This window comes from Kribbella sp. NPDC031520 (assembly GCF_055580825.1).
In genome coordinates this window covers 1-24516 of record NZ_JBVIKS010000010.1, presented here as the reverse complement: position 1 = coordinate 24516, position 24516 = coordinate 1, and the positions used below count along the sequence as shown (strand labels likewise).

20 protein-coding genes and 1 pseudogene are annotated in these 24516 nt (G+C 67.6%); 9 read left to right on the top strand and 12 right to left on the bottom strand.

Annotated elements, in window-relative coordinates:
• Both ACZ5BU_RS36570 and ACZ5BU_RS36565 read left to right on the top strand, forming a co-directional pair.
• Positions 1 to 344, top strand: a pseudogene (locus tag ACZ5BU_RS36570) (hypothetical protein); the annotation flags it as partial.
• 409 nt (positions 345 to 753) lie between these two features.
• Positions 754 to 1302 carry a GNAT family N-acetyltransferase gene (locus ACZ5BU_RS36565; RefSeq protein WP_465705612.1) on the top strand — a complete coding sequence of 183 codons (549 nt, stop codon included), beginning with the start codon at positions 754 to 756 and terminating at the stop codon, positions 1300 to 1302.
• Positions 1303 to 1322: 20 nt separating this feature from the next.
• On the opposite strand, the gene ACZ5BU_RS36560 is transcribed toward ACZ5BU_RS36565, so the two are convergent.
• Together ACZ5BU_RS36560 and glgB are read right to left on the bottom strand one after the other, a co-directional pair.
• Entirely contained in the window at positions 1323 to 2195 is an 873-nt protein-coding gene (locus ACZ5BU_RS36560) for an NUDIX hydrolase (protein ID WP_465705610.1), read from the bottom strand.
• A 10-nt stretch (positions 2196 to 2205) separates the two neighbouring features.
• Entirely contained in the window at positions 2206 to 4401 is a 2196-nt protein-coding gene (gene glgB, locus ACZ5BU_RS36555) for a 1,4-alpha-glucan branching protein GlgB (RefSeq protein WP_465705609.1), read from the bottom strand.
• 339 nt (positions 4402 to 4740) lie between these two features.
• On the opposite strand from glgB, the gene ACZ5BU_RS36550 reads away from it, so the two are divergent.
• Both ACZ5BU_RS36550 and ACZ5BU_RS36545 read left to right on the top strand, forming a co-directional pair.
• Complete coding sequence (locus tag ACZ5BU_RS36550; protein ID WP_465705607.1) at positions 4741 to 5436, top strand: hypothetical protein; 696 nt, start codon at positions 4741 to 4743, stop codon at positions 5434 to 5436.
• A complete protein-coding gene (locus ACZ5BU_RS36545) occupies positions 5429 to 7840 on the top strand; it encodes a P-loop NTPase (RefSeq protein WP_465705605.1) in 2412 nt (803 codons plus the stop codon). Before ACZ5BU_RS36550 ends, ACZ5BU_RS36545 begins: the two co-directional genes overlap by 8 nt.
• A gap of 63 nt (positions 7841 to 7903) precedes the next feature.
• Here the strand turns inward: ACZ5BU_RS36545 and ACZ5BU_RS36540 are convergent, their stop codons facing one another.
• The 7 genes from ACZ5BU_RS36540 to arfA form a co-directional block, all read right to left on the bottom strand.
• Positions 7904 to 9319 carry a maltokinase N-terminal cap-like domain-containing protein gene (locus ACZ5BU_RS36540; protein ID WP_465705603.1) on the bottom strand — a complete coding sequence of 472 codons (1416 nt, stop codon included), beginning with the start codon at positions 9317 to 9319 and terminating at the stop codon, positions 7904 to 7906.
• Positions 9320 to 11041, bottom strand: a complete 1722-nt coding sequence (treS, locus tag ACZ5BU_RS36535) for a maltose alpha-D-glucosyltransferase (protein WP_465705601.1) — start codon at positions 11039 to 11041, stop codon at positions 9320 to 9322.
• Between the two features lie 222 nt (positions 11042 to 11263).
• Positions 11264 to 11473: a hypothetical protein gene (locus tag ACZ5BU_RS36530; RefSeq protein ID WP_465705599.1), complete on the bottom strand. Its 210-nt coding sequence runs from the start codon at positions 11471 to 11473 to the stop codon at positions 11264 to 11266.
• A gap of 89 nt (positions 11474 to 11562) precedes the next feature.
• Positions 11563 to 11934 carry a type II toxin-antitoxin system HicA family toxin gene (locus ACZ5BU_RS36525; protein WP_465705597.1) on the bottom strand — a complete coding sequence of 124 codons (372 nt, stop codon included), beginning with the start codon at positions 11932 to 11934 and terminating at the stop codon, positions 11563 to 11565.
• A complete protein-coding gene (locus tag ACZ5BU_RS36520) occupies positions 11934 to 12146 on the bottom strand; it encodes a hypothetical protein (protein ID WP_387666798.1) in 213 nt (70 codons plus the stop codon). Before ACZ5BU_RS36520 ends, ACZ5BU_RS36525 begins: the two co-directional genes overlap by 1 nt.
• A 76-nt stretch (positions 12147 to 12222) precedes the next feature.
• Positions 12223 to 12735, bottom strand: coding sequence for a sunset domain-containing protein (locus ACZ5BU_RS36515; protein WP_465705595.1), 513 nt, complete (start codon positions 12733 to 12735; stop codon positions 12223 to 12225).
• A gap of 182 nt (positions 12736 to 12917) precedes the next feature.
• Complete coding sequence (gene arfA, locus ACZ5BU_RS36510) at positions 12918 to 14000, bottom strand: channel-forming protein ArfA/OmpATb (protein WP_465705593.1); 1083 nt, start codon at positions 13998 to 14000, stop codon at positions 12918 to 12920.
• A 236-nt stretch (positions 14001 to 14236) separates the two neighbouring features.
• Here arfA and ACZ5BU_RS36505 point away from each other — a divergent pair, with 236 nt between their 5' ends.
• The gene (locus ACZ5BU_RS36505; RefSeq protein WP_465705591.1) at positions 14237 to 14761 is read left to right on the top strand and encodes a winged helix-turn-helix domain-containing protein; all 525 of its coding nucleotides are present in this window, start codon (positions 14237 to 14239) and stop codon (positions 14759 to 14761) included.
• 3 nt (positions 14762 to 14764) lie between these two features.
• Here ACZ5BU_RS36505 and ACZ5BU_RS36500 read toward each other — a convergent pair whose 3' ends face one another.
• Both ACZ5BU_RS36500 and ACZ5BU_RS36495 read right to left on the bottom strand, forming a co-directional pair.
• Positions 14765 to 15163, bottom strand: coding sequence for a DUF3592 domain-containing protein (locus ACZ5BU_RS36500; RefSeq protein WP_465705589.1), 399 nt, complete (start codon positions 15161 to 15163; stop codon positions 14765 to 14767).
• Between the two features lie 72 nt (positions 15164 to 15235).
• Entirely contained in the window at positions 15236 to 19606 is a 4371-nt protein-coding gene (locus ACZ5BU_RS36495; RefSeq protein ID WP_465705587.1) for a S8 family serine peptidase, read from the bottom strand.
• 256 nt (positions 19607 to 19862) lie between these two features.
• Between ACZ5BU_RS36495 and ACZ5BU_RS36490 the strand changes: the two genes are divergently transcribed.
• The gene (locus ACZ5BU_RS36490) at positions 19863 to 20060 is read left to right on the top strand and encodes a hypothetical protein (protein ID WP_465705585.1); all 198 of its coding nucleotides are present in this window, start codon (positions 19863 to 19865) and stop codon (positions 20058 to 20060) included.
• 17 nt (positions 20061 to 20077) lie between these two features.
• Positions 20078 to 20314 (top strand): helix-turn-helix domain-containing protein, encoded by a 237-nt coding sequence (locus tag ACZ5BU_RS36485; protein WP_465705583.1) that lies wholly within the window; start codon positions 20078 to 20080, stop codon positions 20312 to 20314.
• A 9-nt stretch (positions 20315 to 20323) separates the two neighbouring features.
• Here the strand turns inward: ACZ5BU_RS36485 and ACZ5BU_RS36480 are convergent, their stop codons facing one another.
• The gene (locus ACZ5BU_RS36480) at positions 20324 to 22471 is read right to left on the bottom strand and encodes an MMPL family transporter (RefSeq protein ID WP_465705581.1); all 2148 of its coding nucleotides are present in this window, start codon (positions 22469 to 22471) and stop codon (positions 20324 to 20326) included.
• A gap of 125 nt (positions 22472 to 22596) precedes the next feature.
• Between ACZ5BU_RS36480 and ACZ5BU_RS36475 the strand changes: the two genes are divergently transcribed.
• Together ACZ5BU_RS36475 and ACZ5BU_RS36470 are read left to right on the top strand one after the other, a co-directional pair.
• On the top strand, positions 22597 to 23265 hold the full coding sequence (locus tag ACZ5BU_RS36475) for a TetR/AcrR family transcriptional regulator (protein WP_465705579.1): 669 nt from the start codon (positions 22597 to 22599) through the stop codon (positions 23263 to 23265).
• An 11-nt stretch (positions 23266 to 23276) separates the two neighbouring features.
• The gene (locus ACZ5BU_RS36470) at positions 23277 to 24428 is read left to right on the top strand and encodes a threonine synthase (protein WP_465705577.1); all 1152 of its coding nucleotides are present in this window, start codon (positions 23277 to 23279) and stop codon (positions 24426 to 24428) included.
• The last annotated feature ends 88 nt before the right edge of the window (positions 24429 to 24516 follow it).

Genomic DNA, 24516 nt, shown 5'->3' with positions numbered 1-24516 from the left:
CCGGCCAGACCAGCCTGGCCGGGATGGTGCCGTACTGCGAATACCACCACGTCATCAAAGACACCCCCACCTGGGGCTGGAACACCACCACCCACCCCGACGGCACAGTCACCCTCACCACCCCCACCGGCCACCGCTACACCACCGTCCCACCAGCCCGCGGCCCCGTCACACCCACACCAGCCGCGACATCCACAGCGGAATCGGCGCCGACAGTCGAACCGACATCCCTAGGCGAGCCGGTGCCGACGGGGGAGCCGACGTCCCTGGGCGAACCGGTGCCGACAGGCAAGCCGACATCCGTGGGCGAGCCGGCGCCGACCGGCGAACCGCCACCCTTCTAGTGCCGGGCCGATAGGCGAGCCGACATCCCTAGGTGAGCCGGTGTGGACGGGTGAGCCGAGGTCCCTGGGTGAACTGGTGTGGATGGGTGAGCCGAGGTCCCTGGGTGAACTGGTGTGGATGGGTGAGCCGAGGTCCCTGGGTGAACTGGTGTGGATGGGTGAGCCGAGGTCCCTGGGCGAACCGGTGCGGACGGGCGAACCGGTGCGGACGGGCGAACCGACGTCCCTGCGCGAACCGGCGCCGGCAGGCGAACTGCCACGCTTCTAGTGCTGTGGCAGCGGACCTTCGCCCCAGCTGAGCGGGAGGCGCCGTCCGATGCTGGGCCGGGTGTGCAGCCGCGCGGTCTCTGGGTCTGTTCTGGCTTCAAATCGGGTGCGGGCCGACTGGAGGAGACCTTATTCTCCGGCGATGGAGCTTCGCGAAGAACTTGTGGGCGACAGGCAGGCCGTAGGGCAACTTCATCGGCGGGCGTTCGGTGACCATGGGCTTGTCGTCGCCGACCTTGTCGACAGCTTGCGGGACATCATCACGCCGGAAACCGGCCTTTCGCTGGTGGCCGAGCGCGACGGGGAGCTCGTCGGGCATGTCATGTTCACCCGGAGTCTGCTCGATGCCCCTCGACGGCTGGTCGACGTGCAGGTCCTCAGTCCGTTGGCTGTGATGCCGGAGTTCCACAAGAGTGGAATCGGCTCGGCCCTGGTCCGGCACGGACTCGCAGTACTTGCCGAGCGGGCCGTTCCCCTCGTCTTCTTGGAGGGCGATCCGGGCTACTACTCACGGTTCGGGTTCGCGCGCGGTGATGAGCTGGGCTTCCGAAAGCCGTCTCTGCGCATTCCGGACGACGCCTTTCAGGCCATCAGGCTCCCGGAGTACGAGCCGTGGATGACAGGGACACTGGTCTACGCAGAACCCTTCTGGCGGCATGACTCAGTCGGCCTTCGAGCTGCCGATGCATAGCGCGCCACCCGGACCGCAGTTCACGAGGTGATCGGGGAGCCGTTGCTCAGGTTGTGGAGTTGCGACGGCGCCGCGAGGAGCATCGGGAGGCGGCGGGCGTTCAGGGGTGAGACGAGGCCGGCCAGGTCCTCCGGGGCGTGCCAGGAGATGGATTTGATCTCGAAGCCGTCCGGGTGCAGGCGGTCGATCAGCGACGGGTCGTGGACGCCGCCGTCGTACAGGATCTCGACCGCGTCGCCCCAGCCCTCCCAGCGTGGGAGCCAGTCGATCGCGAGGATCCCGAGCAGTGGCAGCGCCGTACCGAGCTCCTCCTCCAGCTCCCGGGACGCCCCGGTCGCCGGGTCCTCGTCCGGCTCGACCACACCGCCCGGCAGCTCCAGGTCCTTCTTGTAGCTGACCTGACACAGCAGCACCCGGCCGGCCGTATCCCGTACGACAACGTGCGCGATCACGCGCTTCTTCGGCAGCGTCGAATCCATCAACGCCGTCCAACCGGTCACCGTTTCCGGCCGCGGATCGTCGGCGCGCATTCCGTAGATCGCGATGTCGCGGCGTTCGCCGTCCACCAGCGCGGCCCCACGCAGTACGCCTTCGCGCCGGAAACCGGACCGGATCGCGACCCGCGCCGACGAGTGCAGCTCCGGATCGATCTCGACCTGCAACCGGTCCAGCCCGAGCTCACCGAACGCGTACTCCGACACCAGCCGGAGCGCCTGCTGAGCCACGCCGGGGCCGCCGTCGAGTGCCCAGGTGACCAGAGCGACTCCCGGCGAGGTCCGGCGCAGCTCGATCGTCCCCAGCGCCTCGCCGTGGTCGACGGCAAAGCTGGTCACCAGCCCGTTCGACGACGAAGGCCGCAGCGTCAGGTCACCATCGATCAGGGGAGCGGTCACACCGTGAACGCTACCCGGTGAAGCGCAGGTACACCGTCGCGAGGGGTGGCACGGACAGCTCGGCGCTCGACGGCAGCCCGTGCCACTCGGTTCCGTTCGCCTCGACCGCGCCGTAGTTGCCCACGCCCGATCCGCCGTACGAGTTCGCGTCGGTGTTCACGATCTCCTCCCAGCGACCGGCGTACGGCAGACCGAGCCGGTAGCCGTGGTGCGGAATCGCGGAGAAGTTCGTGATGCAGGCAACCGCCGGCGCCCCGTCAGAGCCGTACCGGACGAACGAGAACACGTTGTTCCCGGCGTCGTTCGCGTCGATCCAGCTGAACTTCTCCGCGTCGTGGTCCGTACCCCACAACGCCGCGCTGTCCTTGTACGCGGTGTTCAGGTCGCGGACCAGGTCCTGCAGGCCCTTGTGGTCGCTGTGATCCAGCAGCCACCAGTCCAGCTCGCCCTTCTCCGACCACTCCGACTCCTGGCCGAACTCGCAACCCATGAACAGCAACTGCTTGCCCGGGTGCGCCCACATCATCGCCAGGTACGCGCGCAGGTTCGCCAGCTGCTGCCAGCGGTCGCCGGGCATCTTGCGCAGCAGCGAGCCCTTGCCGTGCACGACCTCGTCGTGGGAGAGCGGGAGGACGAAGTTCTCGGAGTACGCGTACATCATCGAGAACGTCATCTCGTGGTGGTGGTACTGCCGGTGCACCGGCTCGTGCTCCAGGTAGCGGAGCGAGTCGTTCATCCAGCCCATGTTCCACTTGAACCCGAACCCGAGCCCGCCGAGGTGCGTCGCGCGGGTGACACCCGGCCAGGACGTCGACTCCTCGGCCACCGTGATCACGCCCGGCACGCGCTTGTACAGGGTCGCGTTCATCTCCTGGAGGAACGAGACGGCCTCCAGGTTCTCGCGGCCGCCGTACTGGTTCGGGACCCACTGGCCGTCCTGGCGCGAGTAGTCCAGGTACAGCATCGAGGCGACCGCGTCGACGCGCAGGCCGTCGATGTGGAACTCCTCGGCCCAGTAGATCGCGTTCGCGACCAGGAAGTTCCGTACCTGCGGGCGGCCGAAGTCGAACACCAGCGTGCCCCAGTCGGGCTGCTCGCCGCGGCGCGGGTCCGGGTGCTCGTACAGCGGCGTACCGTCGAACCGGGCCAGCGCCCAGGCGTCCTTCGGGAAGTGTGCCGGCACCCAGTCGACGATCACGCCGATGCCGGCCTGGTGCAGCCGGTCGACCAGGTACCGGAAGTCGTCCGGGTCGCCGAACCGGGAGGTCGGGGCGAAGTACGACGTGACCTGGTAGCCCCAGGAACCGCCGAACGGGTGCTCCATCACCGGCATGAACTCGACATGCGTGAACCCCATGTCGTTGACGTAGGCAACGAGCTCGTCGGCCAGCTCGCGGTACGACTTGCCCTTGCGCCACGAACCCAGGTGGACCTCGTACACGCTCATCGGCTCGGCGTACGCCTCGGCCTTCGCGCGCCGCTGCAGCCAGACGGAGTCGTCCCATTCGTACGTCGACTCGTGCACGACCGACGCGTTCGCCGGGGGAGTCTCGGCCAGGTTCGCCATCGGGTCGGCCTTCTGCCGCCAGACACCGTCGCGCCCGCAGATGTCGAATTTGTACCGGGTCCCGGGGCCGATGCCCGGCACGAACAGCTCCCACACGCCGGAGCTGCCGAGCGACCGCATCGGATGCGCGCGGCCGTCCCAGAAGTTGAAGTCGGCGGTCAGCCGGATGCCCTGCGCGTTCGGGGCCCAGACGGCGAACGACGTACCGGTGACCTGGCCGCCCGGGCCGTCGTACCGGCGGACGTGCGCGCCGAGCACCGTCCACAGCTGCTCGTGCCGGCCCTCGCCGATCAGGTGCAGGTCGACCTCGCCGAGCGACGGCAGGTACCGGTACGGGTCGTCGACCTGGGTCGCGGGCCCGTCGGTGTAGGTGACCTCGAGCCGGTAGTCCGGCACCTTGTCGGTGTCGAGTACGCCGACCCAGACGCCGTCGTGCTCGTGCCGGAGGTCCAGGCGCTGCTCGTCGTACAGCACGGTGACGCTCTTCGCGAACGGGCGCAGCACGCGCACCGTCACCCCGTGCTCGCCCAGATGCGGCCCGAGGATCTGGTGAGGATCGTGGTACGTGCCGGCCACCAGACGCTCCAGATCGGTCCGATCGACCCGGACCGCTGTCACCACAGGCTCCTCAACCGCCACCACAGGCTCCTCAAAAGCTTCGCGCTCTCCCATGAATCCCATCCTGCCCGATCAACGCTGTCTTCACCGCACCCCGTACCCGCCGAGTCCCGACGTACACACAAGGTGGTGCAGCGACCTCGGAGCCACTGGCTCCCGATCGATCGGCTACTCAGCCCACGACGGCTCATGGATGTGGGGACTTCCCGAAATTCATCGTTGTCGAAAGAAGCGATCCGTTTGGTTGCTCCACGTAGCTCGATCTCGATTCTCTGTAACGTGCGGCGGTCATTCGCGATAAGCAGTTGTCACCATTGGGGGGATGCCATGGATGAGCCTGGCACGCGCTCAGATGAGCGCGTGACGGCCGAGAAGCCACGTGCCGCCGTTCCGGTCGATTCGGCGGTGCTGTCAGCGGTTATCGACGCGTACTACCCGGACGCGGTCCGTGCGGGGACGTCGGCAAGGGCGAGAGCTCAGTCCGCGCAAGCTGTTTGCACGGTCCTGGCTGCGGGAGCGGTGGCAGCACTCGGCGTCGTGTCGAACGATTCTATCGGCACAAAGATCACCGGCGCCCTTGCTGCGGTGGCATGGTTACTCACCGCCTATCTCTATCTCCGAAGCATCGGTGCGCCGCCGAAGTTCGACGATCGGGTGGGCAGTGCACACACCTCTCGAGACCTCGTTCTTGAGGTCCTGGCCCGGGGGAAAGCTGACCGGGAAGCGATAGATCGTCGCATTCGGGTCGCCCACGCAGGGGTCGTCGTGTCGCTGATCGTCACCGTAGTTGCCGTCCTTGCCGCATTGGTCATGCCAGGGCCGGATCCGGTCCGGCGGCCGGCGTTGATGGAATTGACGCCTGCGCAGCTGGCCCTGATGAGTGCTGAATGTGCGAACCACAACGCGGTCGTGCGCGGCGAATTCGAAACTCCTAAGGCGCAAGAGGGTGTGTTCTACCTCGACCCAGCGGAGTGCGGTGGCAAACGCCGAGTCATGATCGTCCGGACGGACAGCATCGAGAATTTGATCCTGGAACAGGGGAGGACAGATGGATGACACGGTGCTTCCGGATCTGCTGGCGTCGGTCGGCAGCGGGCAGATGGTGCTGGTGGTCGGGTGTCTGACCCGCGGGACAGATGCGCCGACCACGAGACCGGTGTCGTTGCGCGACCTCGCGAGCCTGCTGGCGGGTAGTGATGACGATCCTCCGGACCTCGCAGTGTCGTTGCCGTTTGCGAGACGTACGGAACCGAGCCGGACCAACGAACTGCTGGTCCAGAACCTGACCTCGGACGCGAATCGGCGCAAACATGCAGAAGATCTGCTGCGCGGTCCGTGGGAGCGGATCTACAGCCTCAGCGGCTCGGACATGCTGTCCAAGGTCGCGCAAAAAGTTCAACGCAGGCTCGAGGTCACAAACGGCGCGGTCGACTTTCAGTTGGCGAACAACTGCAATCAACTGATCAACATCTGTGGCGAAATCTCCAAACCCGACACGGTCGATTTTTCTCCGCCGGGCGGCGATGTACTCTCCCCGCGCGGATCGTGGTACCGCCAGTTCGCAGCCGATCTGGCCAGCCGGCCTGCGCTCGTCGTCTGCGTCAGGCCGCATCGAGAGCTGTGGGACTTTCTCGCTGTCCGCCGAGCCGGGGAGGCCACGAGGCCTGGCTTCATTCTCACGGAAGAGGCCAGTGCGACCGACATCATGCGGGCCGAGAACGCCGGTCTGCGATCGATCGTGGTGGACAGCCTGGAGGAGTTCGTCGGCAGGAAGCTCGGCGCCCAGATCCAGCAGGTCGCCAAAGGTCATCAGTCGCTGGCCCGCCTGCGAGCCGACGTCGAGGCTCGTGGCGGCGTGCAACTGGTCCCCAAGTTGATCCGGGACTCGTCCGAGGACTATTTCGAGTGGGATTTCCTTCGCGGCCACGACCCCCGCTGGCCGGATGTACGCAACGACCGAATCGTTCGGCTCAGCCGGATGAAGGATCTGTATTCGGCGATCGAGTTCGAGGAGAAGACGCGGAACGTCGTCGTGCTGAAGGGGCGGGTGGGGTCCGGAAAGACGACCTTGCTGATGCGGCTCGGGTCTGAGCTCGATCTTCGGCACCGATCTGTCGCGTGGATCGATCGAGAAGCGACCGAGTCGTTGTCCGAGCTGCTGGCCGAGGTCGACACCATTGCTCCGGACGTGGTCCTGGTCGACGATATCGACATCTTTGGCGAGGACGTGCCCAGGATTCTCAAGCGGCTTAACCGCAACGGTGCGACCGCGGTCATCGTCTCGGTGCGGACCACGCGGTCCGAAACTCTGGAGCTGGTTGCCAAGTACGTCGGCGTCGACGGTGACGCGGCGCTAACGGACTCAGATCTCGAAGGTCTTCTCGATCGATTGGAGCGAGCCGGACTCCTCGGTCGGCTGAAGTCGATACAGTCCCGCACGGGACAACTCGACAAGCTGCGAGACATCTCCAATCGGGACCTCCTCGCCGGGCTCATCGAGGTGGTGACCGGCGAGGCATTCGATGTCCGTATCGCCTCCGAATTCGACGCCCTGCCGTTCGAGGACAAGCTGGCCTACGGCCTAGTCTGCCTATACGCTTCGTGCGTATATGAGACGGTGCATTTACGGGAGAACGATCTTGTCCAGATGATCGGCGAAAGGCCGCCCTACACAGGGCAGAACCAGGTCATCGACCGATTGGTTCGGCAGGGACTAATCGTCCGTGACGTTTTCGGAATCAAAGCGCGGCATCGTGCGATTTCCGACGTCGTTCTGAAGGTCATGACGCCGGCCGTCGACGTCGGCTCGCTGCTGGTACGAATGCTGACCGTCTACGTCCCGCGGTCGTACAAGTTGCGCGACAACAGTCACCCGGATCGACGGAACACCATTGCGCTGCTGAACCATCGGCTGATGGGTCGCCTGAAACTCCCGATTGGTACGGTCCGCTCAATCTATGCTCAGTTCCAGAAGTATCTTTCGGAGGATTTCCACTTCTGGCTGCAGCGCGGAGCGTACGAGGTGGAGCGGGGTGATCTGGATCTGGCCGATTCCTATCTGGAGTCTGCTCGCGCCTGCCCCGGTGGTGACCAAGACCATAAAGTGATCACCGAGTGGGGTTACATGCGGTTGGAGAAGGCTGCCAAGAATCCGTCCGACTCGGCCACCCAGGACCGCGCCCTGAGCGCCTTGGAAGAATTGCTGGCCGTTTGCCGCCGGCAAGGGAGCAACTCGCCCCACACCTTCGCCCTCGTGGTCCGTGGCGGTTCCAATTGGCTCAGCGCCAAGCCGGCGCTGAGCGAGTTCCAGCGCCTGCACGTGCTTCAGGAAGTGATGACGATCCTGATGCTGGGAGAGAAGATCTGCCAGGATAACCGGGTCTTCATGCGGGCAGCCCAGGACAGTCGGCCGATTCTCAAGGCGCTGGAGGCGCCGGACGACGGACTGTATCCGTTGTAGTGGACCCGGGCCGGAGGACGGCAGGCGGCGCGCTCCGGCATCTGCTCGTGGTGGGGACCTCGCCTACTGCGTCTCGCTGAGTTGGGCTGCTGCGGAGAGGGGTATCTGTAGCCAGGTGGGACGGTTGCGCGCCTCGTAGAGGACCTCGTAGACGACCTTGTCGGCCAGGAACGCGTTCAGCAGCACGGTCTGCTGACGCGCGTCGGTGCCGGCGACCTCGGCGTACCCGTCGCAGAACGCCTTCTGGTTCCGCGCCGCCCACTCGGCCGCCCGGTACGCGATCTGCAGGTCGCCCTGGTGGTCGGCCAGCAGCGACCGGGCCGCGTAGTCGAACGAGCGCAGCATCCCGGCGATGTCCTTCACCGGGGTGTCCAGCGCGCGGCGCTCGATCAGCGACTTGGCCGGCTCGCCCTCGAAGTCGATCAGCTTCCAGCCGTCGATGGTGCGCAGCACCTGCCCCAGGTGGTAGTCACCGTGGATCCGCTGCACGGTCACCGGCTGGTCGTAGCTGGCCAACTCGTCGAACCAGCGCCGCAGGCCGTCCCGGTACGGCGCGAGCTCGGGGATCACGGACGCCGCGTGGTCGAGCCGCCGCTGCATCGCGGACGCGTGCTCGACCAGCTTGTCCGGTTCCCAGATGTCGGTGCCGAGCGCCTTCGCCAGCTCCGAGTGCACCTGCGCCGTACTCGCACCGAGCCGGTACGACTCGGGCGCGAAGTCGCCGCCGACCTCCTCGGCGTGCAGGTCGGCCTCGGCGTACAGGTCCCGGACCGACGAGGTCGCGAACGACCAGCCGTCGGTCGCGTTGCTCTGGAACGCCGTCATCATCGCCAGCTCACCGGAGTCGGTGCCGCCGCCCGCGCGCGGCCACCTACCGCGCGCGGACCCCAGCACCTCCGGGACCAGTTCGGACCCGGCCTCGGTGAGCGCCGACTCGATCTCGACCCCCGGGTTGCTCCCGGGCTCGAGCCGGCGGAACACCTTCAGCAGCGCCACGTCGCCGAACACCAGCGACGTGTTGCTCTGCTCCACGGTGAGGACGAGCGACTGCGCGTCCTCCGGTACTTCGATGGTCCGGTCCGGAGCCTGGACGGGATGGAACTCCAGCCCGTCCAGCTGCCGTCCGTGCGTGAGGCCGTCCAGCCAGTACGGCGTCGCTTCCTTGTCGTGCAGCGCGTCGTACACCCAGACCTCGGTGTCGTCGAGGTCCTGCTCGATCCACTCGCCGACCAGCGCGTGGCCGAGGTTCTCGGCCGGTTCGCGGTGGTAGCTGAGCGGCAGCTGGTACACCCGGATCGGGGACTCCATCCCGGGTGGGCCCGCACAGTAGACGAACCCGATCCGGACCGCCGGCCAGGCGCCCGCGTCCGACAGCCAGGCCGACGTGGCCAGCGCTTCGACGTGAACGTCGTGTCCCTTCTCCCCGAACCATCGCTGGCTCGCGCAGAAGGACTGGACCTGGTCCAGATGGGAAGTCACTTAGATGCTCTCCTCATGCTCTTCCGGCTTCACCGCCGGCAGCCGGAACCAGTAGAAACCGTGGGCGCCGAGGGTCAGAAGGTAGGGCAACTCACCGATCGCGGGGAAGTGCACACCACCCAGCAGTTCGATCGGCTCCACGCCCTGCCACTGCCGCAGGTCCAGTTCGATCGGCTGCGGGAACCTGGACAGGTTGTTGACGCACAGCACCACGTCGTCGCCGAACTCCCGCACGTACGACAGGACGCTCGGGTTCGAACCGCCCAGATCTGTGAAGGTACCCATGCCGAAACTCGGGTGCTGCTTGCGGGTCTGGATCATCCGCCGGGTCCAGTGCAGCAGCGACGAGGCGTTCTCCATCTCGGCCTCGACGTTCACCGCCTGGAAGCCGTACACCGGGTCCATGATCACCGGCAGGGTGAGCTTGCCGGGCGTCGCGGTGGAGAACGACGCGTTCCGGTCCGGCGACCACTGCATCGGGGTCCGGACGCCGTCGCGGTCGCCCAGCCAGATGTTGTCGCCCATGCCGATCTCGTCCCCGTAGTACAGGATCGGGGAGCCGGGCAGGCTGAGCAGCAGCGCGGTGAACAACTCCATCTTGTTGGTGTCGTTGTCCAGCAGCGGAGCGAGCCGGCGGCGGATGCCGATGTTCGCCTTCATCCGCGGGTCCTGCGCGTACTCGCCCCACATGTAGTCGCGCTCTTCGTCGCTGACCATCTCGAGCGTCAGCTCGTCGTGGTTGCGCAGGAAGATGCCCCACTGGCAGGTGTCCGGGATCTCCGGCGTCTGCGCCAGGATCTCGGAGATCGGGAACCGGGACTCCCGCCGTACGCCCATGAAGATGCGCGGCATCACCGGGAAGTGGAACGCCATCTGGCACTCGTCGCCACCGGAGTCGCGGTCGCCGAAGTACTCGACCACGTCGGCCGGCCACTGGTTCGCCTCGCAGAGCAGGACGCGGTCCTCGTAGTTCGCGTCCACCTCCTTGCGGACCCGCTTCAGGAACTCGTGGGTGCGCGGCAGGTTCTCGCAGTTCGTACCGTCGGTCTCGAACAGGTACGGCACCGCGTCCAGGCGGAAACCGTCGACGCCGAGGTCCAGCCAGAACTTCAGCGCCTCGATCATCGCGTCGCCGACGGCCGGGTTCTCGAAGTTCAGGTCCGGCTGGTTGGAGTAGAACCGGTGCCAGAAGTACTGACCGCGAACCGGGTCCCAGGTCCAGTTCGAGGTCTCGGTGTCGACGAAGATGATCCGCGCGTCGGCGTACTTGTCGTCGGTGTCCGACCACACGTAGAAGTCGCCGTACGGACCCTCCGGGTCCTCCCGGGACGCCTGGAACCAGGGGTGCTGGTCCGAGGTGTGGTTCATCACGAAGTCGACGATCACCCGGATACCGCGGGCGTGAGCCTGGTTCAGGAACGCGGCGAAGTCGGCGACCGTACCGATCTCCGGCATCACCTCGGTGTAGTGCGAGATGTCGTAGCCGCCGTCGCGCAACGGAGACGGATAGAAGGGCGGTAACCAGAGACAGTCGACGCCGAGCCACTCGAGATAGTCGAGTTTCTCGGTCAGGCCCTGCAGGTCGCCGATGCCGTCGGCGTTCGAGTCCTTGAAGGACCGCACGAGGACCTCGTAGAAGACGGCCCGCTTGAACCACAGCGGGTCACTCTTCGTCAGTCCGTGGTGCTGCTCCGGCAGCATGTCGGTCACGCTCACCTCCATCGGGTGTCTCCAAACCTTGTTCCCCGTACCCCGTTCGGGCGCACCTAAAAGGGGGAGGGCAGTGCGTTGCTCCCAGAAGAACTCCGGGGGTACTTCGATGACGTGGCGACGCCGTCGGTAGGACGGTCCCGCAAGGCGTTCAGGACAGTCTGGCGGCCCTTTGCCAGTACAAGCAAATAGGGCTCGCGATCGGTCCACACTGCGATTCGATGACGGACCGCGTCACCGACTCCGGTCCCGCTCAGCCTGCTTCCCGGTCTCCGGGCCCGAACCACCGCGACCACCGCCACGCACATACCGGCGCAACCTGCTGACCTTCACCGACCCCAGCGGCGGGTGCGCGTCGTCGGCATGGACGTTACGCCCCTCTTCTCCCTCACCAGGCTGAAGAATCCTGTCCGGCAGCAGCGGCTCCGGCGCATCGGTTCCCATCGTGTTCTCCTTCAAGCAGTCGGGCGACGCACCTTGCTGTGCTTTCCAGTGCACAGCAACGGTACGTCGCCCGACGGTCTATCTCGCCTTCAGCGGCCGTCCCGACCGCCGAAGCGCCGCTTCTTCCCGGACTGCCGGTTTTGCTGGTCCTGCCCTTGGCCCTGCTGGTCCTGCTGCTGGCCCGAGCCGCGCCCCCTCCTCGGCGGCGCAACGCCGGAACTGGCCGCCCGCTGCGCATCCTGGGCGTCGCTCGGCGTCTGCCGCGGTGTCTGACTGGCCTGGCGTTGGATCGATTTCCAGGTACCGGCCGCGATCTCGTCCCCGTGGTTGGGGACTGTGACCGAGTTGCCTTTCGCGTCCTTCCAGACCTGGTGGCTGCCCTTGCCGCGTCCCGGCTGCTGGACGAAGCCCTTGGCCTTCAGTTCCCGTTCGGCTTCCCGGCGCTTCTTCGGTGCCGCCATCAGCCGTCGATCTCGACGGCGACCGTCAGTTGCTCGGGTACGCCGACGGTCTCGGCGAGGGTGGCGACGGCTTCCTTCAGGTCCTCGATAGCCGCCTCCCTGGTCGCGCCCTCGCCGTTCGCGAACGACGTCGGAGTCAGCGCCGCCTCGGCACACCAGGTGCCGTTCTCGTCCTGCTCAACTGTGAAAGAAACTGTGATGTCGCGCTGCAACTCCGCCTCCTGGTAACTCAGTGTTTCCGCGATCGTAGGTGCGTGGCGGGGTCAGGTCCGGGGTGCGGCGGAGTGGTCAGTTGCGGGGGTCTGCGGACTTGCGGGGGCGGCGCGTGTACTTGGTGAAGCCGGCGCGTTCGGCGTCGGACTCGGTGCGGAACCAGACCTCGGGTTTGGTGCGGCCGTAGTACGGCGAGTCCGGGGTGTGGAAGAGCATCGACTGCGCGTTTCCCTTGATGGTGAAGCCGTCCGGCGGGCCTTGGTGCGGTACGGCGTCCGCTGAGCCCTCGCCGTACCTTCCGACCGGTACGGCGGAGCTCTCCTCTTCGATGTGGTCGAAGAGCGTCGCCTCGCCGTCCATCAACTGGGAGAACGCGGACTCTTCCGGAGGAACTGCCGGCTTAGGTGCGGGTGGCTCGGGCTCAGCAGCAGATGCCGGGGTTTCCCGAGCGATCGGCGCAACCCGTTCTGCAGAGGTGGGGTGTACGGGTGCGGGGGAGTGGCGGTTGAGCAGGCGCCAGGTGATGCCGGCACCCAGTAGGAAGGCGAGCAGCGAGCCCAGCCAGTTGTCTCTCAGCAGCCAGCTCATCAGCGCGTGCCTTTCGACGGGCGGAGGCGGTGCAGCAGCCACGCGGCCGCGCTGCCGAGGACGAAGGCGACGAGGAGCAAGACCCAGACCTGTGCGATCAGCCAACTCATGGAATCCCCTGGAGAAGCTATGGACCACGACGACCCTACTCCGTCAGGCATCGTGGGCGGGTTGCAGGTTCGTCAGCGCGGCCGGAGCTCGACCCGGCGGTTGGCGATCCGCCCGGCCACGGTCGCGTTGGACGCGATCGGGAAGGACTCGCCGTACCCGTTGGTCACGATCCGGCCCGCGGCCACGCCGAGCCGGACCAGTTCCGCCTTCACCTCGGCGGCCCGGCGTTCGGACAGCGGCAAGCTGGACGCGGTCGAGCCGAGGTTGTCGGTGTGCCCGGCCACCTCGACGCGGGCCGTCGTACAGGACTTCAGCAACACGGCCGCCGCGACCACCGACGGCTTGGACGCGTCGTTGACGATCGACGTACCGGACAGGAAGTTGATCCGGTGCGTCCGGCTGAACTCGGCCAGCCGGCTCGGGAACGTCCGGCACGGCTCGCTCACCGCGGTCTTCGGCGGCGTCGGCAGGACGAGCTGGTCCGCGATCACCGCGCCCGGTACCGCCTTGGCTGCGGCCCGTCCGACGGTCGCCTTGGTCGCCTGGTCCGGTACCTGACCGGACAACGTCACGGTGTTCCCGTCGTACCGGACCGAGGCGTCACCGGACCCGATCGCCAACGCCCGCAGTAGCGGGGACAGCGTCGACGCGTCGGCGAGGCCGTCCGGGGCGATCGTCGTACGGTCGTCGTACTCGCGGTCCGGCCCGCGCAACTGTTCCACCTCGGCGGACATCGCGTCCTTCACCGCCTGACTCCGTACCGGCACCTGCACCCGGATCGACCGATCCGTCCGCCCGACCTCGAACGCCGGTACGTCGACCTGCACCGGCGCACTGCTCACGGAAGGAGTGGGCGTAGTGGTGGCCTGCTCGTTGGAGATCTGCACCGACCGCACCCCGTCGACGCCGGCGACGACCTCCCGGACCGCTGCCGCGTCGACCCCTGCGGGCACGGTGACGTGCGCGTCCCGCCCGTCGAAGTCGACGACGCCGGCCTCGATCCCGCGCGCCTTCAGCGCCGCCTGTGTGCGTTGGCGCAGGTCGTCCTCGGTGGTGCCGGCGCGGGCCGGAACCAGCACAGCCGTCAGCAGTACTGGCACGGCGAGGGCCGCGAGCAGCCAGATGACGAGCGGCCGTCGAATGAGCCGGGGCACTGTTCCTCCGTGGATGCGGGTCCTCCGTGGATGCGGGCAGAGTGACCGTGCGCCAGGAGACTACTCCGCAGCCCTTGCCCGGCGCACGTTGCGCGGCGACGAGTCGCAGGTTTTCCTGTCCTGTCTCGGACAGGACGCATATATGCCAGCTCGCTGCGCACGGAATCCCTTGACTTAGTTCGCGACCTGAACCGTACTTGTGGCGGGCCGGTTTCGACTGGGAGGGGCTTGCCGTGATGCCGATCGCCGTTGGGCCAGAAGACAGACTGTCCGAATCGTCGCTGATCATCGGGGTGGCTGCGTCGACGGACGAACGCGTCCAACTGGCGCGTCTGCTGGGCGAGGCCGACGCGTTGCTGCTGGTGTCGAATGCCGACCAAGCACGCGCGTTCCTGGAACTGACCGGCGTCACTCCAAAGGTCGTGACGGCCGCGCAGCGCCCCGTCCAGATCAAGGCAGTTCAGGAACCGGTCGCCGAACTACGGCTCGACGTCGACCGCCGGGTGGTCCGCTGGAAGGACCGCGAGCTGCCGCTGACCCGGCTGGAGCACGACTTCCTGCACTGCCTGGTAGCCGAACCCGGACGGGTGTGGACGTACCAGCGCCTGCACCACGCCGTGTGGGGCAACGAGCACCTCGGCCGTGGCTCGCACATCCACTCGGTCGTCAAACGCCTCCGCCAGAAACTCGCGAACCTCGGCGCCAGCGTTACTATCCACGCCGTCCGCGGCGTCGGCTTCCACCTGCTGGCTACGGCCTGAGTTCTAAGGCCAACCCCAGTAGGTGAGGAGTAGGGCGACCGCGAACATGAAGAGTGAGATCGCCAGTTGGCGGCTGAGGTTGTCGCGGTCGGCTGCAGCGGGGGAGTAGGGGTCCTTGGGGTCGACCAGGATGGGGAGGCCGCTGCCGAGCTCGATCTTGCCCTGCCAGTTGCGGACCGTGCTGCGGTAGTCCTTGCCGGCGAACTGGTAGCGGACCACCGGATAGAGCAGGTACCCGCCGTACGTCGGGCGGCGCCTCGCCTCGTTGTCGACCACCTCGCCGGTGAGCTGCTCGCCGGTACGACGTACCGCGCGGAGCCACCGCACGTCCCGCGCCGAGATCACGACCAACCACCCGGTCCAGACCGTGAGGATGATCCCGAACACCAGCATGGCGTGCATGAACCGGATGCTAGACCGTGAAAGGGCTCGGCCCCCGGACCCAAGCGGGTGCGGGGGCCGAGTACTACCTGCTTACTTGATCGACTTCAGGGCGAAGTCTTCGATGACGGGGGTGCCGGCGACCAGCTTGGTGGTGCGGGTCTGGGGCTTGTAGCCGTCCTTCGCGGCGATCAGGGTGAGCGGGTTGTTGCGGCGGTCCAGCCAGTACGCGTACTTACCGTCCTTGTCGGTGATGAACGTGTACGACTGGGCCCACGAGTCCACCTCGACGATCGCGCCCGGCAGCGGAGCGGACGCGCCGGCCGAGCTGACGCCCGTGACCGTACCCATCAGCTTGCTCCAGGTGGTCGGCGGCGTGACGGTCATCGTCACCCCGACGGCCGGGACCGTGTACGGCGTGTTCTCGCCGATCGTCACGGCGCCCGAGTAGGCACCGGGCTGGTCGACGCTCGCGGAGAGCGTGACCTTGACGGTCGCCGACTGTCCCGGGGCCAGCGTGACCTCGGTCTGGTCGAGCGACATCCAGCTCACGTCCGCCGACGACTCGGAGCAGTCCTCGAGACCCGGCAGGGCCTCACTGTCCGCGGTGGCGTTGAATCCGCCGGACGAGCCGCCGACCTTGTAGAAGCCACACGCCGCACCACCGCGGTACCGCGGCAGGTTGGCGTTCGGCAGCGCCGACCAGGTCTCGGCCGACGGGTCGTACGCGAACCCGGCGTTGGTGACCGCACCGGCCTGGACGCCACCGACGATCAGCAGCTTCCCGCCGGCGACGGCGTACGACGCCGCCCAGTGGTCGGCCGGAGCGTCTGCGATCGGGGTCCAGGAGTCCGCTCCCGGGTCGTAGACGTACGCCGACTTGAGCGAGTTCGTGCCGTCGTTACCACCGGCGCAGTACAGCTTGCCGTCGATGGCACCGCAGGACGCGAACGCGACCGACTGCGGGTAGTTCGCCAGCGTCTGCCACGCGTCGGCCGCCGGGTCGTACCGGACGACCGTGTTGCTCATCGGCAGACAGTTGGCGGTGGTGCAGCCGCCGACGGCGTACAGCTTGCCGTCGAGTACTGCCTGACCGGCGGCGGCCCGCGGAGCCGGGTTGGTCGCGACCGCGGTCCAGGCGTTGGCAGCCGGGTCGTACGACCAGGTGTCCGCGGCCGGACCGGACGATCCCCAGCCGGAGCTGGCGATGATCTTGCCACCCACGACGCCGACCGTGACCGCGTTCCGAGCACCCGGCAGCGGAGCGATCGCGGTCCAGGCGAGCGAGGCCGGGTCGTACACATAGCTGTTCGCCGTCGACGCGCTGCCGTCGCCGCCGGCAATCGAGTAGACCTTGCCGTCGAGGTTGACGACCCGGTTGTCCATCACGGTCGCCGGGTAGTCGGCGATGTCGGCCCACGGAGCCGCCATCGGCTTCGCGGGTGTCGGCGAGGATCCGGTCTTGCCCGACAGCATCCGGGCGAACGAGGTGTTCACGGCGAGCCGCTGCAGTGGTGCGCCGGTCCCGTTCTCCACCTGTGCCGTGGTGGTCCTGGTGCCGTTCGCGTTCTCCAGGACGAAGCCGCCGTCCTTCTCACCGAACTTCACGTCGACGTTCGCGCCACCGGTGTTGGTGACCTTGAACGACTTGGTCACCTTGCCCGACGGCAGCCTCAGACTGCCGGAGATCGCACCCGGCGTGACGGCCAGCCGGCCGGCCTGCAGGGTGTAGTCGGCGGTGGTGGCCCAGTCGGCCTCGACCCCGACGGTCGCGGACGAGCTGACGTAGTTGCCGGCCTTGGCGGTGAAGTTCTGGTTGCCGTCGGCCGCCGAGTACAGCCAGTAGAAGCCGTCGTTCAGGCCGGTGTCGTCGGGCGTCGCCACGGTGGTCGCGCTCTCGGTGGTGCCGTCGTGGGTGACGACCGCACCGTTCACGAAACCGTTCGTGTTGGCGTCCTTGATGTTGCCGACGACGATGCCGCCGCCGGTCGGTACACAGGAGACCTGGCTGCCGATCAGGACGTTGTCGACCTCCCACCACCAGGCGTAGTTCGCCTCGTAGTAGTGGAACCGGACCTGCACGTGCGCCTGTCCGGCGGCCTGCGGGATGGCGATCTGCTGCTGGCCGGTCGCGTTCGCGGTCTGCTGCAGCACGTTCGTCCAGGTGGCTCCGCCGTCCAGCGACAGGTCCACGTCGGCCTTGTCACCGAGCCGCTTGAAGTCCTGGTTGAACCGGATCACCGGCGCGGTGACCGAGGTCAGGTCGACTACTGGACTGACCAGTGACGTGTCCTGCTGACCGCCCGCGCCGTACTTGTCGGAGTCGGCGACCGCGAACTTGCCGCTGCCGCCGGTCAGGTTGCCCCGGTTGCCCGGGTCGTCGAACTTCCAGACCTGCCCGTTGCCCTTGCCGTCGACGACGGTCCAGCCGTTCGGCACGGAGCCGTTGTCGAAGGTCTCGTAGACGCCGTCCGAGCCCCACTTGTAACCGGGCGCGGTGCTGCAGGCGTTCGGGTCGGCGGGGACGGCGATGTCCTTGGTCAGGTTGCCGCTGCCGACCGTGATCGGCTGGCTGACGGTCGAGTACCCCGGGTACTTCGACTCGACCTTGAGCGAGTACGCCGCACCCGACGGGACCTTCAGGCTGTACCGGCCGTTGCTCGGGGTCGTGTAGTCGAACACGCCACCCGGACCCTCGACCGACACCTTCGCGTACAGCGGCCAGCCGTGGCCGGAGCCGTCCGTGACGGTGCCACCGACACTCACCTGCGGCGTGCTCTCCAGGGCGAAGTCTTTGGTGGTGGTCTGACCAGTCGTAACAGTGGCCGTTGCCGTGGCGGTCTTGTACCCGAAGGACGCGACCGTCAGGTTGTAGTCACCGGCCGGGAGGACCGACGAGAACGTGCCGTTGCTGCTGGTGGTCAGCGTCTTGTCGGGCTGGCCGTCGGCCTTGATCGTCACGCTCGCGCCGGCCAGCGCGGCACCACCGGTGGCGGCAGTGACCGTGCCGGACAACGTGCCGGTGTCGCCGATCGGCGCGGCGCTCACCAGCGCCAGCGCGTCCAGGCGGCCTTGGCCGTAGACGTTGTTGTTCGCGTCGGTGCCGCCGCACTGGCTGTCCGGCGTGTCGATCGCGGTCTGGTTCAGCAGCGCGCGCGTGGCGGCGACGTCACCCTTGAGCGTCGGCGACGCGGACCACAGCAACGCCACGGTGGCCGTCAGGTGTGGTGTCGCCATCGACGTACCGTTGAACGCGCCGTACGTGTTGCCCGGCAGGCTGGAGCGGACGTTGACACCGGGGGCCGAGATGTTCGGCTTGATCGTGCCGTCCTGCCCCGCGCCGCGACCGGAGAACGACGCGATGTTGTTGTTGATGTCGTAGGCGCCGGCCGAGTAGTTGCTGGTCAGGCTGCCCGGCGACCCGGAGCTGTTACACGCCGATCCGCTGTTGCCGTTGGCGAACGCACCGAAGATCCCGGACGCGGTCCAGGCCAGGGTGATGTCCTCCATGAACGGGTCGTTCGACGGCAGCGTCGAGCCCCAGGAGTTGTTGATGACGTTCGGGCGCTTGCTGGCGTCCGGGTTCTGGCCCTGGAGGTCGGTCGGTTCGAGCATCCACTGGCCGGACGAGATCAGCGCGGCGTCGCTCGGGCAGCAGCCGTTCGCGGCGATCCACTTCACGCCCGGCGCGACCCCGATCTGGTTGCCCGCGCCGTCGTCGCCGACCATCGTGCCCATCGTGTGGGTGCCGTGGCCGTTGCCGTCGGACGGTGCGTTCGGCGAGGTGCCGGCTGCGTCGAACCAGTTGTAGTTGTGATTGAAGGTGCCGTCACCGTTGTTGCCGCGGTACTGGTGCACGAGCGCCGGGTGGTCGTACTGCACCCCGGTGTCGATGCTGGCGACGACGATGCCCTCGCCCTTGTCGCCGTACTGCGACCAGACCTGGTTCGCCTTGATGTTCGCGACGCCCCACTCGACCGACTGGACCGCCTTCTCCTGCTGGCCGGGCGTGACCTTCGGTACCTCGATCTGGACCGGTGCGTACAGGCCCTCGACCTCGGAGTGGGTGGCCAGGTCCTGGGCGAGCGCGAGCGAACCGTTCTCGACCCGGATCGCGTTCGTACCCCAGAACGCCTGGTACTTCACGTGTTGTGCGTCGAGGTCGGCGCGGATCTTCGCCTGGCTGTCCGCGGCGGCCTTCCTCAGCGCGGCGGCGACTGCCGTACCGCGTTCGTTCCAGTTGGTGATCCTGCTGGCGGCGGTCAGGTCGGCCTTGGCTGCGAAGCGGACCCAGTAGTCCGTCGCGGCCTTGGCGTCCTTGCCGTCCAGCTTCGCCATGAGTTCCGGCTTGATCTTGGCGGCGGGCGATGGCGTGGCTTCCGGTTTGGTCGGCGGCGACGCCTGGGCCTGGCCGGCGGCGGCCATCCCGGTCGCGACGACAGCCAGCGCCGCCAGGGTGCTCACCAGCGATCTGGTGAGTCCCTTTCGTTGATGTGACATCTCTGCAGCCCCTCACTTGAAAGACCCCGAGTCGACTCCCCCGAGTCACTTGCTGCAGCAGGACGCTATGTGTCAGAACAACGTGGTAACAAGCACACTTGGTGAGCAACTCGTGACTAACTGTCGTGCCGATCGAGGCAGCTGTGAGCAAACTGAGCAAACTGGGCAAAGATTGGCAGTTTCGTTGACGATCAGCGGCAGACGTTGACATCGTGATCAGATGGTCACCGCCCGTGAACCCGCCCCTACGGACGTCGATCTGACCTCGGAGCCGTTCCCGCTGCTGATCGCGGTCGCGGCCTCTGCCGAGCAGCGCGTCCGGCTCGCCGAACTCGTCGACGACGCCGCACCACTGCTGCTCGTCTCCAGCCTCGACGAACTCCGCCGCCTCCTCGCCACCGTCCCGAGGTTCCGCTGACCGACCTCGAGCAGGAGTTGCTGGGCCGGCTGATGTCGCCGCCGCTGCGGGTCTGGTCGTACGAGGCCCTGCACCAGACCGTCTGGCGGGACCGCAACGTCCGCGGCACCGCCGACGTGCATTCGGTGGTGAAACGGCTGCGGCGGAAGCTCGACGATCTCGGTACGACGGTGACCATCGACGCCGTGCGCGGGATCGGGTTCCGGCTCACCGATCACGAGCGCCCGCAGATCACCGATCTGCGGGCGGGGTGACGTTCGCTTTCAGCTTGGGCTGGCCTCGGCGAGGCCGATGCGGCTGTACAAACTCCGCAGCGGACGGGGGGACCACCACGCCCACCGGCCGAGCAGACGCAGGCCGGCCGGCAGCAGCACGCCGCGGATCAGGGTGGCGTCGATCAACACAGCCAGGCCAGAGCCGAGACCGAACAGTTGGAGGAAGCTGACCGAGCTCGTGCCGAAGGCGAAGAAGCTGACCGACAGGATCACGGCCGCCATCGACACGATCCGTCCGCTGCGCGCCAGTCCGCCGGTCACCGCTTCCCGCAGTACGGCGCCTTCGTTGTGCCGCTCCTTGATCCGGCTCATCACGAACACCTCGTAGTCCATCGACAGCCCGAAGGTGATGCAGAACAGCAGTACGAGCATGCTGGTGTCCAGGGGCAGCGGGGTGAAGCCGAGCCAGCCGGACAGGTGCCCGTCCTGGAAGATCAGCACCATCGCGCCGAGGGTCGCCGACAGCCCGATCACGTTCAGCAGCAGTGCCCGGAGCGGCTGCAGCAGGCTCCCGGTGAACAGGAAGAGCAGGATGAACGTGGTCAGCGCGATCATGCCGCCGGCGATGAGCAGTCGCGAGCCGATGGCGTGCTGGCTGTCCATGAACTCCGCGGTCGTCCCGCCGACCAGATAGGGCTCGGGCATCGCCCGGACGGTGTTGACCAGCGTCTTGGCCGCGGCCGACCGGGTGTCTGCCGCCGTCACGACCGCGATCCGTTGGATGCCGTTGGCAACCATTCGCGGGTCGGCCGGCGACGTGGGCCGCCCCGCGGTGTAGCCGCCAGCCGACGATTCGACCCGGACTACGTTCGGCAGGCGGGAGAGCTTCGCGGCGAACGGTGCGACCGCGCCGGCCGGCACGGTACGGGTACTGACGAGATTGACGGCGTTGGTGTCGTTGCCGCCGAAGTCGTTCCGGAGTGCGTCGCCGACGACTCGGCTGGTCGCGGTGGTCGGCAGCACCCGGTCGTCCGGCGTACCGAACGTGGCGTGCAGCAGGGGAGCGGCCAGGAGTACGAGCGCGGCGACGACTGGCAGCGCGACCAGCGTGGGGCGGCGCATCGCCAGTCCGGCGAGCCGACCCCAGAACGGCGCGACAGTTCGCGGGGCACCCTTGGCCCACGGTACGCGGCCGGCGTTCACCCGATGACCCAGAACCGTCAGCAGGGCGGGCAGTACGACGAGTGCGCTGATCATCGCGATCACGATCACACCGATCCCGGCGTACGCGAACGAACGCAGGAAGAAGAGCGGGAAGACCAGGAGCGCGGAGAGGGCGACCGCGACCGTCAGCGCACTGAACACGATCGTCCGGCCCGCGGTCTCGACCGTCCGGACGACTGCGGCCTGAACGTCGGCGCCGTTGCCGAGCTCCTCCCGGAAGCGACTGACCATCAGCAGGGCGTAGTCGATCGACAGTCCCAACCCGAGGGCGGTGGTCAGGTTGATCGCGAACACCGACACGTCGGTCGCCGAGCCGAGCACGGACAGTTCGGCGAAGGTGCCGAAGATCGCGATGGTGCCGATCGCGAGTGGCAACAGCGCGGAGACGACGCTGCCGAAGGCGAGCACGAGCAGGACCAGGATGATCGGTACGGCGATCGCCTCGGCGACGGCGAGGTCGCGCTGGACCTGCGCGGTCACGTCGTGGTTCACGCCGGCGCCGCCGCCGATGTCGACCCGGAGCCCGTCCCGCGTCCCGCCGTACTCGTCGGTCATCCGGCTCGCGACCGCCGCGGCGTCGGCGCCGTGGCGGATCGACGCGACCACGAGAGCCTTGGTGCCGTCGGCTGAGCGCATCGCAGGTGCCTTGGTCGTCCAGTACGACGCGACATCGGCCAGGTCCGGCTCGGCGGCGAGGCGGTGGGTCAGGCCTGAACCGGCCGCCACGGCGGCGGGGTCGTCGACCGGCCGGCCGGCGTCCGCGACGAAGACGAGGTCGGCCTGGCCGCCGAAGGTGCCGGCGATCGTCGTCGCCGCCTTGGTCGAGTCCGCCGCGGGGTCGTTGAAGCCGCCGGCCGAGAGCTTGCCGAAGGCACCGGCGCCCACGAACGCGGCGGCGGCGAGCAGCAGGACCGTGATCGCCAGGACTGCTTTGGCCCGGCGGACGATGAAGGAAGCGAGGCGATGCAGCATGGCGGGTGCTCTCCAGATGTCAGGGCCAGAGGTCAGGGGAAGGAGCGGGGCTACGATGTTGGCGGATGTAAACTTTGCACCTGTTAACTTGGCATTCGATGTGTGCAGGTGTCAACATCAAATCGATGAACGACCGGAATCCGTACCACCACGGCGACCTCCGCAATGCCCTGATCGCCGCCGCCGCCGAGCTCGCCGAGCAGGGCGGTCCGCCGGCGGTGACGATCCGCGCTGCCGCTCGCGCCGTCGGCGTGACCCCGACCGCGGCGTACCGGCACTTCAAGAATCACGACGAACTTCTGTGCGCCGCCAACCTGTCCTCGCTCGCGCAGATGGCGGACGCGATGCGCACCCGGCTCGCCGTGGTGCCGCCCGCGGCGGACGAGGCGCACGCGGCCATGGACCAGATGGAGGCGATCGGCCGGGGGTACGTCGACTTCGCGCTCTCGCGGCCGGGCTTGTTCCGGACCGCGTTCCTCAGCGTCGACACACCCCCCATGGACGGGGACGGCCCCGAAGGTCCGCACGTGTTGCTGGTGCGGGGCATCGACGAGCTCGTCCGGCTGGGATTCGTGACGGAGGAGTTTCGCATGGGTCTGGAGGTGGCGTCCTGGTCCCTGGTGCACGGGTTGGCGACGCTGCTGATCGACGGACCGCTGGCGCAGCTTCCGCCGCGGGAGCGGGACCACGTCGTGGATCAGACGTTCGCGCTGTTCAGCCGCAGCGTCTGGGCCGGCCGGTCTGGGCGGGCCGGTCGCAGCGCTGATCGTTCCTCGAGCGGCGCCCAGGAGTAGGTTCTGCTGGCGTGACCTTCTCCGCGCTCAGTCATCTCGAATGCCCGCGTTGTGGGGCTACCCATGACGCCGACCAGATCATCGGCCTGTGTCCGTGCGGATCGCCGCTGCTCGCGCGGTACGGCGTACCGACGCTGACGAAGGAGGAGCTGGCGGCGCGGCCGCCGGACCTGTGGCGGTATCACGAGCTGCTGCCGGTGCGGTCGCCGGAGAACGTGGTGACGCTGGGGGAGGGGATGACGCCACTGCTGCCGTTGCCGCGGTACGGCGCTGAGCTCGGGGTGGAGCGCCTGCTGATGAAGGACGAGGGGCTGATCCCGACCGGTACGTTCAAGGCGCGGGGTGCCGCGGTCGGGGTGTCGCGGGCGTACGAGGTCGGCGTACGGAAGATCGCGATGCCGACGAACGGGAACGCGGGGTCGGCGTGGGCGGCGTACGCGGCCCGGGCCGGGATGGAGGCGCTGATCGCGATGCCGATCGCGGCGCCGGAGATCTGCCGGCGGGAGGTGACTGTCGTCGGGGCGAGGCTGCAACTGATCGACGGGTTGATCGGGGACGCGGCGGCCTACGTACGGGAGCAGACCGGGTACTTCGACGCGTCCACGCTGAAGGAGCCGTACCGGATCGAAGGCAAGAAGACGATGGGCCTCGAGATCGCCGAACAGCTGAACTGGCAGCTCCCCGACGTGATCGTCTACCCGACCGGCGGCGGCGTCGGCATCATCGGCATCTGGAAGGCCCTGAACGAACTCCGCGACCTCGGCTGGATCGACGGCCCGCTGCCGCGACTGGTCGCCGTACAGTCCACCGGTTGCGCCCCGATCGTCCGCGCCTGGGAGAAAGGCCTCGCCGAGAGCGAGCCGTGGGAGGACGCCCAGACTGTTGCCTTCGGCATCACAGTGCCCAAGGCGCTCGGCGATTTCCTCGTCCTGCAAGCGATTGCGGAAACCGGCGGCTGCGCGGTCGCCGTGGATGACGAGGACATCCTGGCCGAACAACATGCGGTCGCGCGCCTGGAGGGTAGCTTCATCTGCCCTGAGGGTGCCGCCAACTTCGCGGCCATCCGGGTCCTGCGCGAGTCCGGGTGGATCCGCGCCGATGAGCAGGTGGTTGCCCTGAACACCGGCGCGGGTCTCAAGTACCCGGAGACCGTTCCGCTCTAGGTGTGATGTCCAGGGAGGTTGTCCCGGTCGGTGGCGGTGAGTCTGTGTGACAGGTGAAGGCCTCCGGTTGTGAAGTGGAGCTGTCTAG

Coding starts and splice junctions, on each gene's coding strand:
- ACZ5BU_RS36565 (WP_465705612.1), top strand. CDS start 754: ATGGAGCTTCGCGAAGAACTTGTGGGCGACAGGCAGGCCGTAGGGCAA.
- ACZ5BU_RS36545 (WP_465705605.1), top strand. CDS start 5,429: ATGGATGACACGGTGCTTCCGGATCTGCTGGCGTCGGTCGGCAGCGGG.
- treS (WP_465705601.1), bottom strand. CDS start 11,041: ATGGAGGTGAGCGTGACCGACATGCTGCCGGAGCAGCACCACGGACTG.
- ACZ5BU_RS36530 (WP_465705599.1), bottom strand. CDS start 11,473: ATGGGAACCGATGCGCCGGAGCCGCTGCTGCCGGACAGGATTCTTCAG.
- ACZ5BU_RS36525 (WP_465705597.1), bottom strand. CDS start 11,934: ATGGCGGCACCGAAGAAGCGCCGGGAAGCCGAACGGGAACTGAAGGCC.
- ACZ5BU_RS36515 (WP_465705595.1), bottom strand. CDS start 12,735: ATGAGCTGGCTGCTGAGAGACAACTGGCTGGGCTCGCTGCTCGCCTTC.
- ACZ5BU_RS36505 (WP_465705591.1), top strand. CDS start 14,237: ATGCCGATCGCCGTTGGGCCAGAAGACAGACTGTCCGAATCGTCGCTG.
- ACZ5BU_RS36500 (WP_465705589.1), bottom strand. CDS start 15,163: ATGCACGCCATGCTGGTGTTCGGGATCATCCTCACGGTCTGGACCGGG.
- ACZ5BU_RS36490 (WP_465705585.1), top strand. CDS start 19,863: ATGGTCACCGCCCGTGAACCCGCCCCTACGGACGTCGATCTGACCTCG.
- ACZ5BU_RS36480 (WP_465705581.1), bottom strand. CDS start 22,471: ATGCTGCATCGCCTCGCTTCCTTCATCGTCCGCCGGGCCAAAGCAGTC.
- ACZ5BU_RS36475 (WP_465705579.1), top strand. CDS start 22,597: ATGAACGACCGGAATCCGTACCACCACGGCGACCTCCGCAATGCCCTG.